At 61.7% G+C, this 12,453-nt stretch carries 11 protein-coding genes; 5 read left to right on the forward strand and 6 right to left on the reverse strand.

The genetic code is table 11. The features are described 5' to 3' along the window. Positions 1 to 25: 25 nt before the first annotated feature. Positions 26 to 577: a hypothetical protein gene (locus M0P56_RS03220; protein WP_291508606.1), complete on the forward strand. Its 552-nt coding sequence runs from the start codon at positions 26 to 28 to the stop codon at positions 575 to 577. On the opposite strand, the gene alaS is transcribed toward M0P56_RS03220, so the two are convergent. From alaS to thiL, 6 genes are all read right to left on the reverse strand, one after another. Continuing rightward, positions 574 to 3,207: an alanine--tRNA ligase gene (gene alaS / locus M0P56_RS03225; RefSeq protein WP_291508607.1), complete on the reverse strand. Its 2,634-nt coding sequence runs from the start codon at positions 3,205 to 3,207 to the stop codon at positions 574 to 576. The two genes, M0P56_RS03220 and alaS, sit on opposite strands and share 4 nt — an antisense overlap. Positions 3,208 to 3,277: 70 nt before the next feature. Next, positions 3,278 to 3,730, reverse strand: a complete 453-nt coding sequence (locus M0P56_RS03230) for a regulatory protein RecX (protein WP_291508608.1) — start codon at positions 3,728 to 3,730, stop codon at positions 3,278 to 3,280. Then, complete coding sequence (gene recA / locus M0P56_RS03235) at positions 3,731 to 4,768, reverse strand: recombinase RecA (protein ID WP_291508609.1); 1,038 nt, start codon at positions 4,766 to 4,768, stop codon at positions 3,731 to 3,733. Positions 4,769 to 4,970: 202 nt separating this feature from the next. Continuing rightward, positions 4,971 to 5,828: a CinA family protein gene (locus M0P56_RS03240; protein ID WP_291508610.1), complete on the reverse strand. Its 858-nt coding sequence runs from the start codon at positions 5,826 to 5,828 to the stop codon at positions 4,971 to 4,973. Continuing rightward, complete coding sequence (locus M0P56_RS03245; protein ID WP_291508611.1) at positions 5,825 to 6,310, reverse strand: phosphatidylglycerophosphatase A; 486 nt, start codon at positions 6,308 to 6,310, stop codon at positions 5,825 to 5,827. Before M0P56_RS03245 ends, M0P56_RS03240 begins: the two co-directional genes overlap by 4 nt. Further along, entirely contained in the window at positions 6,300 to 7,322 is a 1,023-nt protein-coding gene (gene thiL, locus M0P56_RS03250) for a thiamine-phosphate kinase (protein ID WP_291508612.1), read from the reverse strand. Before thiL ends, M0P56_RS03245 begins: the two co-directional genes overlap by 11 nt. A 61-nt stretch (positions 7,323 to 7,383) precedes the next feature. Between thiL and gluQRS the strand changes: the two genes are divergently transcribed. From gluQRS to glnD, 4 genes are read left to right on the forward strand one after another with little or no spacing between them, the layout of a single operon-like run. Continuing rightward, positions 7,384 to 8,274: a tRNA glutamyl-Q(34) synthetase GluQRS gene (gluQRS, locus tag M0P56_RS03255; protein WP_291508613.1), complete on the forward strand. Its 891-nt coding sequence runs from the start codon at positions 7,384 to 7,386 to the stop codon at positions 8,272 to 8,274. A 10-nt stretch (positions 8,275 to 8,284) separates the two neighbouring features. Beyond that, positions 8,285 to 8,983 (forward strand): DNA/RNA nuclease SfsA, encoded by a 699-nt coding sequence (gene sfsA / locus M0P56_RS03260; protein ID WP_291508614.1) that lies wholly within the window; start codon positions 8,285 to 8,287, stop codon positions 8,981 to 8,983. Between the two features lie 18 nt (positions 8,984 to 9,001). Continuing rightward, entirely contained in the window at positions 9,002 to 9,811 is an 810-nt protein-coding gene (map, locus tag M0P56_RS03265) for a type I methionyl aminopeptidase (protein WP_291508615.1), read from the forward strand. Positions 9,812 to 9,813: 2 nt separating this feature from the next. Then, entirely contained in the window at positions 9,814 to 12,414 is a 2,601-nt protein-coding gene (gene glnD / locus M0P56_RS03270; protein ID WP_291508616.1) for a [protein-PII] uridylyltransferase, read from the forward strand. Positions 12,415 to 12,453 lie beyond the last annotated feature (39 nt).

Raw genomic sequence — 12,453 nt, forward strand, 5'->3', positions numbered from 1 at the left:
GGAAGAATTTTTGGAGAGAACCATCATGAACTGGAAACAGCGTCACATTGTCTGGTTAGTATCCGGCGCCATCCTATATGCCGGTACGGCAGTTACTGGGGCCAGCGCATCCCCCGTGGACATACAGTTAAATGTTGGGACGCAGCCCATCTATGGGGCACCCGGCTATCCGCCAATAGCGATCGCCACGCCACCCTTGATGATTTGGTTGAGCAGCCTCGGGGTTTATGCCGCCTATGGCACATCTCAGCCCATTTTCTATCAAGGCGCAACCTACTATTATTATTATGGCAATCGCTGGTGGGCCGGACCGGGCTATCGCGGCCCATGGCATCCCATCCTCGCGCCGCCGCCCGCGCTCCGTCACTGGAATTACCGCGACTGGCAAAACGTCCAGCGCGACGCCGGCCGCCATTATCAAGACCCGCAGTGGCGCCATTTCCGGCCGACGGAACGTCCGCAACCAATGTATCGTGGGCCGGAGCAGCGGGCACCAGGCGCCTTTCGGAGGCCAGATGGTGGACCCGGCCAGGGCCGCGGTCCTCAGGGACAAGGATCGCGGCAGGGTCGAAACTAACCGAGTTTGCCCCTGACCCAGTCGCGAGCGGCGTTGAGGGCGGCATCCAAAGCCGCCGGATTGCCAGCCCCGGCCTGCGCCATATCCGGACGCCCGCCGCCCTTGCCGCCCAACGGTTGCGCCACGGTATTCACCAGTTCTCCGGCGTGAATCCGTCCAGTCAATCCTTTACCGACGCCAGCAATCAACGCCACCTTCTCCCCTTCCACGCCCGCCAGAACGATGACGCCGTCAGCTAATTGACTGCGCAGGCGATCCAGGGCATCGCGCAAGGCTTTGCCATCCATCCCCTCCAGACGCCTGATCAACACCGGCACTCCGCCCACGTCCTCGGCCTCTGCGGCAAGATCGGCACCCGCTCGGGCGGCTTCGTCCCGCTTGACCTTTTCCAGCTCCTTTTCTAAGTGCCGCAGGCGCTCCAGGGTGTGTACCAGGCGCTGATCCAGTTCTGCAGGGGCGACTTTCAACAGTCCGGCTGCCGCTTGCAGACGTTCTTCATCACGCTGAATAGCCTCCAGAGCCACCGCGCCGGCGACCGCCTCGATACGCCGGATGCCTGCGGCTACGCCACTTTCACTGAGGATCTTGAACACGCCCATATCCCCCAGTGCCTCCACATGGGTGCCGCCGCAGAGCTCCATGGAGAAATCTCCCATGCGTACCACCCGCACCTCATCACCGTACTTCTCGCCGAAGAGGGCCATGGCACCCAGGGCCTGTGCTTCAGCGATGGGCAGCACCCGGGTTTCGGCGCCGACGTTATTGCGGATAGCCGCATTGACCATGCGCTCGATCTCGCGCAACTGCGCCGCCGTTACCGGCTCCGGCTGGCTGAAGTCGAAACGCAGCCGCTCCGGATTGACCAGCGAACCCTTCTGCTGCACATGGTTGCCGAGCACGTTGCGCAGGGCGGCATGGAGCAGATGGGTCGCGGAGTGATGTGCTGCCGTCGCCCGTCGCCCCACTTCATCCACACTGGCGGCCACCGTATCGCCAACCCGCAGACGACCGGATGTCAAACGACCCAAATGCACATGCAGGTGACCCATGGGCTTTTGGGTGTCCGTCACGGTAAACAGGGCAGCATCCGACTGGAGCGCACCACGATCCCCCGCCTGCCCGCCGGATTCCCCGTAAAAAGGCGTCCGGTCGAGAATAACCGCACCCGCATCCCCTGCTTCGAGGAAGGCCACCTCTTCGCCATCGCGGATCAGCGCCAGGACCTTCCCTTCATCCGCGCAGACTGTATAGCCGGTGAACCCGGTAGCCGACAGACGCATGGCCAGATCGTGGTATACCCGCTCGGTTTTGACCTCACCGCTGCCCGCCCAGGCGGCGCGGGAGCGGCTGCGCTGCTCGGCCATGGCCGCCTCGTAGCCGTCCATATCCATGACCAGATCGCGCTCGCGGGCGATATCGGCGGTCAGATCAACGGGGAAGCCAAAGGTATCCGCGAGCCGGAAAATGATCTCGCCGGGAATGGCGGCGCCTACTGCCAGACCCGCAATAGCGTCTTCCAGCAGACTGAGTCCGCGCTCCAGCGTTTCACGGAATCGGGCTTCCTCACGCTCCAGGGCACGCTCGACTTCGCGCTGTGCCCGCGTGAGTTCAGGGAAAGCGTTACCCATCTCGGCTACCAGTGGCGCCACCAGTTGATGAAAAAATACGGTCTCCATGCCCAGCTTGCGGCCATGCCGCACGGCGCGACGGATAATGCGGCGCAGCACGTAGCCGCGCCCTTCGTTGGCGGGCAGGACGCCATCGGTGATGAGAAAGCTGCAAGCGCGGATGTGATCTGCCAGCACCCGCAAACTGGTGTCCGTTGCCGTATCACGGCCGTAAATTTTGCCACTGATAGTGGCCGCCGCGCCGATCAACGGCTTGAAGAGGTCGGTGTCATAGTTGTTATGTACGCCCTGGAGCACGGCGGCGAGACGCTCCAGACCCATGCCGGTATCGACGGAGGGTTTGGGCAGCGGCGTCAGGGTGGCGCTGCTGTCCCGGTCAAACTGCATGAAGACCAGATTCCAGATTTCAATATAGCGATCGCCATCTTCCTCTGGACTGCCCGGAGGGCCTCCAGGGATATGGGGACCATGATCGTAAAAAATCTCTGAACAAGGGCCGCAGGGGCCGGTGTCACCCATGCTCCAGAAGTTATCCTTCTCGCCACAGCGGGAGAGGCGCAGTGGGTCAATTCCAATCTCATTGATCCAGATGGCGGCGGCTTCCTCATCCTCTTCATAAACCGTAATCCAGAGCTTTTCCGGCGGCAGTCCCAGGCGCTCGGTGAGAAAGCGCCAGGCAAAACCGATCACTTCGCGCTTGAAGTAATCCCCGAAGGAAAAGTTGCCGAGCATCTCGAAAAAGGTATGGTGCCGTGCGGTGTAGCCGACATTTTCCAGATCGTTGTGCTTGCCACCCGCGCGCATACAGCGCTGTGAGGAGACAGCGCGCCGGTACGGACGGGTTTCTAGTCCCAGAAACACATCCTTGAAGGGCACCATACCCGCATTGGTGAACAACAGGGTCGGATCATTACGGGGAATCAGCGGGCTGGAGGGTACGATCTGGTGCCCCTGCTCCACAAAATACTCCAGAAAAGCTTGGCGAATGGCTTGCGCGTGCATTGGTCTTCCGTTGTTAAGAATAAAATGTTTCTGCCTCCGGGTAAGGGGGTATTCCACCGCTTACCCGCTGTCAATCCGCAGAGAAATCCCCTTCTCTGCTGGCGGTCAGCACCCGGCGAATCGTCTCTCCGGTAAATCCCCGCCCTGCCAGAAAACGGACGCGCCGGGCATAATCTTTCGCGTCTACTGGCATGGTGTCGCCAAAACGCTTTTGATAGACGGTCTGTGCCTGCACCAGCCAGTCAACCTCTGGGTCTGCGCTAGCCTCGACCCCTGCCCGCCGCAAGTCCTGACGCAAACGCAACGGCCCGTGCCCCTGACGCACACGGGTACGGACGAGCATTTCCGCATAACGCGCATCATCCTGATAGCCGGCAGCGACGAGTGCATCCAGCGCCAGCGCCACGTCCCCTGCATCACATCCCGCACGGAGCAATCTGTCACGCAATTCCAGACGTCCATACTCCCGGCGCGCCAGCAACCGTAGCGCCAGCGCGGTGGGATCGCTGCGTTCCGCCGTCAACTACCCGACCGCTGCGGGCTCTACCGCGTCTTCGGCAAAGGCCAGGGGATGACCTGCTGCCGCTGCCCGTATCCGCTGCTCGATATTGACCGCCAATTCCGGATGTTCCTTGAGATACTGGCGGGCGTTATCCTTGCCCTGGCCGATACGTTCTCCCTGATAGCTGTACCAGGCACCGCTTTTTTCGACAATGTCGAACTTCACGCCGAGGTCCACCAGCTCGGAAAGACGGGAGATGCCTTCGCCGTAATAGATGGCAAATTCGGCTTCACGGAAAGGCGGTGCAACCTTATTCTTGACTACCTTGACGCGGGTATCGTTACCTACCACTTCGTCGCTCTTTTTGATCGCGCCGATACGGCGGATATCGAGACGCACGGAGGCGTAGAATTTGAGGGCGTTACCACCGGTAGTGGTTTCCGGGCTGCCGTACATCACCCCGATTTTCATACGAATCTGATTGATGAAAATGACCAGGGTATTAGTTCGGGAGATATTGGCGGTGAGCTTGCGCAGCGCCTGACTCATCAGACGCGCCTGCAAGCCGACGTGGGAGTCGCCCATGTCGCCTTCGATTTCCGCTTTGGGGGTCAGTGCAGCCACCGAGTCGACAACAATCAGGTCGACTGCCCCGGAGCGTACCAGCATGTCGGCGATTTCCAGCGCCTGCTCGCCGGTATCCGGCTGGGAGATCAGAAGGTTTTCCAGATCGACGCCGAGCTTATGGGCGTAGCTGGGGTCCAGAGCATGTTCGGCATCAATGAAAGCTGCCGTGCCTCCGGCAGCCTGACAACTGGCTATGGCGTGCAGGGTAAGGGTCGTTTTACCCGAAGATTCCGGCCCGTAAATCTCTACCACTCGGCCCCGCGGCAGGCCACCGACACCGAGAGCCAGATCCAATCCCAGCGAACCGGTGGAGTAGACCTCAATATCCTTGATGGCATTGTGATCACCGAGACGCATGATGGCGCCTTTACCAAATTGCTTATCAATCTGTGAGAGGGCCGCCGAAAGGGCCTTGCTACGCTGTTCGTCCATAATGCTTTCCTTCTCCTGAATTGCGGGTTAACCCATCCTTGCAAAACACCCTGTTATAGTGGCGCGCGGCAGGGCCTGATGATCCGCGGTACTGCGGGGGTCATCGGAACAACCCTTTCCGGCATTCTACCTGAGCGAACGGGCGGGGCAAACGACTGAAAGCTACTGCGACATAATTCTTAGTCGACATGGTGGCCGCCGTTCATCCAGCCCCGCGCAATAATCCTAATAACCCGCCCAAAGCGACCGAACCCGCGGCATACTGCACCGACCAACGGTCTCCGTGAAAGTGACAAGTGCTCACCTGCGGCTCCGCGCCCCGCGCACCCCAGGCAATACAGACTGTGCCCACCGGCTTGCCGGGCACGGCGCCTCCCGGCCCGGCGATACCGGTAACCGCTGCGGCGATGTCCGCGTCGTGCAATGCACCCGCGAGCATTTCCAGGGCGGTCTCCTCCGCTACGGCCCCGACCCGCGCGAGGGTGGCTTCCTGCACTTTCAGCAACTGAATTTTCGCGGCATTGCTGTAGGTCACAAACCCGTGGCGCAGCAGCGCCGAGGAGCCGGGCAAGGCGGTGATCCGCGCGGCCAGATCACCGCCGGTACAAGACTCCGCCAGGGCGAGTCGGGTGTCCCGCGCACGGGCGTGCTGGAGCAAGGACCATTCCGGCGGCGCCATGTGCAGCGACATGGCGCCGGGTGTTCCAGCCTCGACCCAATACTCGCCCGGCAAAACCTCCGGTGCGGTGCCGCTGTCGTTGAAAAGGCTCAAAGGCACCTCGCAAACGGGCAGATGCGCGTTTGCCCAATCGCGCAACGCGGCCCAGTCACCAGCCGGTAGACGGGTGCGGAGCGATGTTTTCATCCAGCCTGAGGCGTTCGCAAACTCGCCAATGGCCACCGCCATGCTGGAACAATCGGGCAATGTGGCGACCAGCTCCACCCGGACATCCATCCCGGACCGCCTGGCCCAGGCCGCCAGACGCTGGGCATCGGGCAGGGCCGCGGGGCGCATGGGCAGCAATATCTGCAAGGACTCCGTAGGACGGGTATTCGTCATAACCAGCCCATCGCCAGCATCAGTCGCAGAAGAATCAGTGCCGGGATCGCCGCAGCGATATCGTCGAGCATAATACCCGTGCCTCCATGAATATGCTTATCCAGCCAGGAAATCGGCCAGGGTTTGAGCATGTCAAAAAAGCGGAAGAGCAGAAACCCGACGCACAGCGTCCACCAGCCGAAAGGCACCAGCCAGAGGGTGAGCAGCAGGCCCGCCCATTCATCCCAGACGATAGCCGGGGGATCCAGCGCCCTTTTACCACCGCCGTTTTGCATCTCCCGCGCGGTCTGCCCGCAGAGCCACGGCCCCACCGCGATCATCGTCACCAGCACCAGCGCATAAACCATATTGTTCTGCACCACGAGGGTCAGCAGCAGATACAGGGGAATGGCAGCGATAGTACCCATGGTGCCGGGCAGGATGGGCGACAGGCCGCTGCCGCCCCCCAACGCCAGCCACTGATACCAGGGTCTAGAGCGCATGGACATGCCCCCAGGTGGAAGGCAGCGGCAGCGGCTCATCTCGCCAGGTCAAGGTGACCGCCGTCCCGGCATCGGAGACCGCCGGCAGGATGCTGCCCACCGCTGTCAGGCGGAGGGCAAGTGTCCGCGCGGCCTCCTGTATTGCCGTCGATAAGGCAGGAGCGGCACAAAGGATCAATTCATAATCATCACCGCCGGTGAGAGGCCAGCGTTGCAGGCGTTCCGGGTCAGTCCGCGCCAGATCCGCGAGTTCCGGGCTCAAAGGCAGCGCATCCAGAGCGACCTGCGCCCGGACACCCGAAGCTTTCAGGATATGGCCAAGGTCGGCCAGAAAGCCATCGGAACAATCCACGGCACAAAGCACACCCACTGCCAGAGCCGTCGTGCCGAACTCGAGACGGGGCGTGGGACGCAACCGACGGGCCTCCAATGCATCCCGCTGTGGTGCTGAGCAAGGAAAGGCCTGCCCGTCGTGGCCGCGTTCCACAAAGGCCAGATCCAGGGCTGCGGCCGCATCCCCGAGACTGCCGGTGACCCAGATCACATCTCCGGGCCGCGCCGCATCACGGCGCATCACCCCACGGCCGGCAAGCCCCAACGCGGTTACCGAGAGGGTCAGCGGCCCATCCGTAGCCACCGTATCGCCGCCGACCAGGGTAACGCCGTGGCGGTCGGCGAGCGCACTCCAGCCCGTTGCGAATGCTGCCAGCCACTCCCCATAGCCCTCCTCCCGCTGCGGCAGGGCCAGACTGAGCAGACACCAGCGCGCCGCCGCACCCATCGCGGCCAGGTCGCTGAGATTCACCGCAAGGGCTTTCCAGGCGAGGTCTTCCGGGCGGACCTCGGGGAAAAAGTGGCGACCGGCGACCAGCGTATCCATCGTCGCCACCAGTTGCCGACCCGCGGGGTCCAGCCAGGCAGCGTCGTCGCCGATACCGAGCCGCACGCCCTTGCCCGCCTTACCGAGACGACTCCGTAACCGTTCGATGAGCGCAAATTCTCCGCCCGCCATGTTCACTCCGTTTTCGCCGATGCTCGCGCTACTATAGCAAGGACATCATCTGAAGGAAGCCATGCCCAGCAACCTCACCGTCACCGGACGCTTTGCGCCCTCCCCCAGCGGCCCGCTCCATGCGGGATCACTCATTGCCGCCATTGGCAGCTATCTCAGTGCCCGCGGTCAGGGCGGGCGCTGGTTGCTGCGTCTGGAAGACGTGGATGAGGACCGCGTGCGTCCCGGTGCCGCCGACGCCATTCTCCGGCAACTGGAGGCGCTGACGCTGGACTGGGACGGATCGGTGCAGACCCAGTCCTCCCGTAAGGCGATCTACCGGGAAACGCTGACGGCTTTGCAGGCACAGGGCATGGTCTATCCCTGTGCCTGCACCCGTCAGGAAATCCGGGCCTGCGGTGCACGTTATCCGGGCACTTGCCGGTCGGGTCTGGCACCCGGACGGCAGACCCGCTCTTGGCGCCTGCGGGTGCCCGACCATTTACCGTCCTGGGAGGATCGTTTCCATGGCTGGCAACCATCGCCCGCACCACAAGGTGACCCCGTCCTGCTGCGTGCCGACGGCTACTTCGCCTATATCCTGGCCTGTGTCGTGGACGACGGTGCGCACGGTGTCAGCGAAGTGATTCGCGGCGGTGATCTGCTGGCGCTCACCGGGGTGCAACGCTATCTGCACAGCACCCTGAACCTGCCCCATCCCCAATATGGGCACCTGCCCCTGCTCTGCGATGCAGATGGACGCAAGCTGTCCAAAAGTGCCAACAGCCCCGCGTGGACAGGCAACCCCAGTCAGGCCTGGGAGGAGACGTTGCGGCTACTGGGTTGGACAACGCCTGCCGGGCTGCATGGGGCTTCTGCGCTGGAGTGGCGCGACTGGGCATGTACACGGATGGCTGCCGGACAGCCTCTCTATCGCATTGCGCCACTGGCTTGTACCAGCAGACGGCGTTAGGCTGAACCCCATGAACCTGCCGCCGCTCACCCCCGCCACCCTGATCCGCCGCTACAAACGCTTTCTTGCCGACTGCACGTTGGCCAGCGGCGAGATCATCACCGTACACTGCCCCAACTCCGGGAGCATGCGCAGTTGCGCCGAACCCGGTCAGCCCATCCTGATCTCCCTCAGCGACAACCCCAAACGCAAACTGCCCTGGACCTGGGAACTCTACTGGAGCGGCGCCAGTTGGGTCTGCGTCAACACCCAACGCCCCAATGCCGTAGTTGCCGAGGCCATCGCCGCGGGCGACATACCCGCCTTGCAATACTACACACAACTGCGCCGCGAAGTGCCCTATGGCCATCATGAACGCGTGGACATCCTGCTCAGCACCGAAGGCCAGCCGCCCTGTTATGTGGAGGTCAAATCCTGCACACTGCTGGAGGACGACGGCATCATCCGCTTCCCCGATGCGGTCAGCAGCCGCGCCCTGCGCCATCTGGGGGCATTGACGGAAGTGGTCCGCAGCGGCAAACGGGCGGTGATGCTTTTTCTGGTCGGCCGGGAAGACGGCCGGGGTTTTGCACCCGCAGACGCCATTGATCCCGCCTATGGCAAGGCCTTGCGCCAGGCACGCATCGACGGTGTGGAAATTCTGGCCTACCGGACCCGCGTCAGTCCTGATAAAATGATCATAAGCGCGGCGGAACCGCTTTTCTTTTAGCCGCTTCAGGAGAACAGCATGTTACAGCGCAGCAAAAAATCCCCACAGGGTAGCATCAAGACCGCAGAAGAGGTCGAAAAAATGCGGGTGGCCGGGCAGCTCACGGCCATGGTGCTGAAGATGATCGGCCCTCATGTCAAAGCTGGCGTTACCACCGGCGAACTGGACCGCATCTGCCACGATTACATCGTCAATGACCTGCAGGGCATTCCGGCACCGCTCAACTATCAGCCCAGCCCGGAATACCCACCCTTTCCCAAATCCATCTGCATCTCCCTCAACCATGTGATCTGCCACGGCATTCCCGGCGACCGTGTGATCAAGGATGGCGACATCCTGAACATTGACGTCACCGTCATCAAAGAGGGCTATCACGGTGACAGCAGCAAGATGTTCGCTGTCGGCGAGGTGCCGTTGCGGTCGCGGCGGGTAATGGAAGTGGCCCATGAAGCTATGGTGCGCGGTATTCAGCAGGTGCGGCCCGGCGCGACCCTGGGCGATATCGGCCATGCCATCCAGGTCTACGCCGAGGCGCAACACTGTTCCATCGTGCGGGAATTCTGTGGGCATGGGATTGGCCGCAAATTCCACGACGAACCGCAGGTATTGCACTACGGCAATCCCGGCGAGGGCGTCGAACTGGTGGCGGGCATGACTTTCACCATCGAGCCCATGGTCAATGCCGGCAAACGCCATATCAAGGCCCTGCCCGACGGCTGGACCATCGTCACCAAGGATCACAGTGCCTCCGCCCAGTGGGAGCACACCATTCTGGTCACCGACGATAGTTACGAAATACTGACCCAACTGCCTGGCGACCCTATTTAAGAATGACGAGCCGCGTCGCGCAAACCCAGACGCTCGCACCCCATGCGGCGTTGCGCGCGGGTCAGGGGTCGCTGCAAGCCGCGTTTTCGTCGCCACGGCGAAATAGCAGCACCTTGCTCCGCCAGCACTGCCGTCTGGTGGACAGCACCTTGCGCCAGCTCTGGCAGGCGCCATCGGACACAGACGTGTCAGCCGCCGACTATCTCACCCTGGTGGCCGTAGGTGGTTATGGGCGCGGCCCCCTTTTCCCCGGCTCCGACATCGATTTGTTGATTCTGACCCCCAGCGTCCTGACCGCGACACAAAAAGACTTCATCGAAGGCTTCCTGAACAGCCTCTGGGACCTGCAGATGGCGGTGGGGTATAGCGTTCGCAGCGTGGATGAATGCTTGCAGGAGGCACGCCAGGACTTGGGCATTGCCACCACCCTGCTGGAGTCCCGTTATCTGGCCGGATCGCACCCTCTGCTGCAAGACCTGAATCGCGCCTCACGGGAAAACCCGCCCTGGTCCCCCCCGCTTTTTTTCGCCGCCAAACTGGCAGAGCAGGAAAACCGCCTCTCTCGGTACAGCGATACCGCCTTTCATCTCGAACCCAATCTCAAGGAAGGTCCCGGTGCGCTGCGCGATATCCATCACCTGCAATGGCTCGCGGCCAGTGTTTTTGGGGAGGGTAGCCTGTACCGGCTGCGCGATGAGGACATAATCACCGTTGAGGAATATCGTCAGATCCTGCGCGCCCAGGCCTTGCTCTCGCGCCTGCGGATCGCCCTGCACTACGCCACCGGACGCCACGAAGACCGTCTGCGCCTCGACTTGCAGGTGCCGCTGGCGAAGCAATTGGGTTACACCGACCGGCGTGGGCGCAGCGCCGTCGAACAACTGATGCAAAAGCTCTATCGCGCCTTCGCCGACATCCTGCGCATCGCCGCCATTGCTCAGGAGAATATCGCGCAGCACCTGGCCACACGCACGACAGCGCCCGTGGTTCCAGATCAGCGCGTCGCCCTGCCTCTACGTCCGTTGCGCCGCGATGACCCGCAATTGCTCCAGCACATTCTGAGCCTGTTCCGCCGCCTGGCGGAGGACTCCCGACGGCGCACCCTCGATGCCCAGACCCAGCGCCAGCTTTACGCGTTACGGAACGCTATTCACCCGCGTGATCTGGATCATGATCCCGTTGCGCAGAAAGAATTTCTCGCCATTCTCGCCCAGCCGGACGGCGCCTATCGCAGCCTCAAAATGATGCAGCAATGTGGCATTTTGGCGCGCATACTCCCCGCTTTCGGACGCATTACCGGACGCATCCAGCACGACCTCTTCCATGTGTATACCGTGGATCAGCACACGCTCTTTCTGCTCCGCAACCTCGGTCAAATATGGACCAACGAGACACCGCAGATAGCCGTCGCCAACGCGGCCCGGGAGCAGGTCGAAAAACCGGAGTTACTGGTGCTGGCTGGCCTCTTCCATGATATCGGCAAAGGTCGCGGCGGCGATCACTCCAAAATCGGTGCACAGGAAGCCCGGCGTTTTGCCCGGCGCTTACAGTTGTCGCCCGGCGATACGGAACTGATCGCCTGGCTGGTGGAACAGCACCTGCAAATGTCCAGCGCTTCCCAGCGACGTGACCTCGAAGATCCACAGGTCATCCGCGATTTTGCCGATCTGGTTCAGGATGAACGGCATCTTGCCTATCTTCTGCTTCTCACCGTTGCCGATATGCGTGCCACCAATCCTGAACTCTGGAATGACTGGAAAGGATTATTGCTTGGCACCCTATACCGGGCGACGGCTAGTGAACTTCAGCGGGAAAAGCGGCAGATGCAGGACCTCCCACAACTCATTGCCGATAAACAACATTTTGTCATGGGAAAAATCACCAGTACGGACCAGCCGCAGGCGCGCGCCCTCTGGCGACATCTTTCTGGCCCCTATTTCCTGCGTTACACCGAAGACGAACTGCTCTGGCATTGTCAGGAAATACTGGCCCACAAAAGCCGCAAGACGCTGGTTGCGGTGCGGCCCCATGCACCAGAAGGCAGCGAAATCCTGATTTACGGTTCGGACCGGCCGGGGCTTTTTCAACAGATTACCGGCGCGCTCGATCGTCAATCCTTGAACATTGTCGACGCCCGGATCGATACCAGCGAGGACGGGCGCGCCATCGACACCTTTCTGGTCATCGACAACAGCCACGCCTTCGCCCACAGCGCCCAAGCCCACGCCGATCTGGGTGCCGAACTCCGCGCAATCATTGAAGGAGAGACGACCAGAAAGCCCTGCTTCGGTCCGCGCCATCGCGACCCACGCCACCGTTTTTTCGCCAATATTCCGGCTGAAATCCGCGTGGACAACCGCGCCCTACCCCGTTACACCCTACTGGAAGTCCGTGCCACAGATCAGCTTGGACTACTGTACCAGGTAGGTGAGGCACTACGCGCCTTACAACTCAATATCCACGGCGCCAAAGTCTCCACTTTTGGTGAACGGGTAGAAGATACTTTTTTCATCCTCAACGAGCGTGGGCGCAAACTATCGGATGCACAGGCCAAGGCGTTGACCCAAACCCTGGACAACATCCTGAACGGCAAGGCCGCGTAGACGATGCCGGTTGGTCAGACACACTCCCATTTCCAGTAC

Source organism: Acidithiobacillus sp. (assembly GCF_023229925.1).
Classification (GTDB): Bacteria; Pseudomonadota; Gammaproteobacteria; order Acidithiobacillales; family Acidithiobacillaceae; genus Acidithiobacillus.

Excerpts from the sequence above, each read along its gene's own strand:
- recA (WP_291508609.1), bottom strand. The coding sequence starts at position 4,768 with ATGGACGAACAGCGTAGCAAGGCCCTTTCGGCGGCCCTCTCACAGATT.
- glnD (WP_291508616.1), top strand. The coding sequence starts at position 9,814 with ATGACGAGCCGCGTCGCGCAAACCCAGACGCTCGCACCCCATGCGGCG.
- sfsA (WP_291508614.1), top strand. The coding sequence starts at position 8,285 with ATGAACCTGCCGCCGCTCACCCCCGCCACCCTGATCCGCCGCTACAAA.
- M0P56_RS03220 (WP_291508606.1), top strand. The coding sequence starts at position 26 with ATGAACTGGAAACAGCGTCACATTGTCTGGTTAGTATCCGGCGCCATC.
- M0P56_RS03245 (WP_291508611.1), bottom strand. The coding sequence starts at position 6,310 with ATGCGCTCTAGACCCTGGTATCAGTGGCTGGCGTTGGGGGGCGGCAGC.
- alaS (WP_291508607.1), bottom strand. The coding sequence starts at position 3,207 with ATGCACGCGCAAGCCATTCGCCAAGCTTTTCTGGAGTATTTTGTGGAG.
- thiL (WP_291508612.1), bottom strand. The coding sequence starts at position 7,322 with ATGGCGGGCGGAGAATTTGCGCTCATCGAACGGTTACGGAGTCGTCTC.
- M0P56_RS03240 (WP_291508610.1), bottom strand. The coding sequence starts at position 5,828 with ATGACGAATACCCGTCCTACGGAGTCCTTGCAGATATTGCTGCCCATG.
- map (WP_291508615.1), top strand. The coding sequence starts at position 9,002 with ATGTTACAGCGCAGCAAAAAATCCCCACAGGGTAGCATCAAGACCGCA.
- gluQRS (WP_291508613.1), top strand. The coding sequence starts at position 7,384 with ATGCCCAGCAACCTCACCGTCACCGGACGCTTTGCGCCCTCCCCCAGC.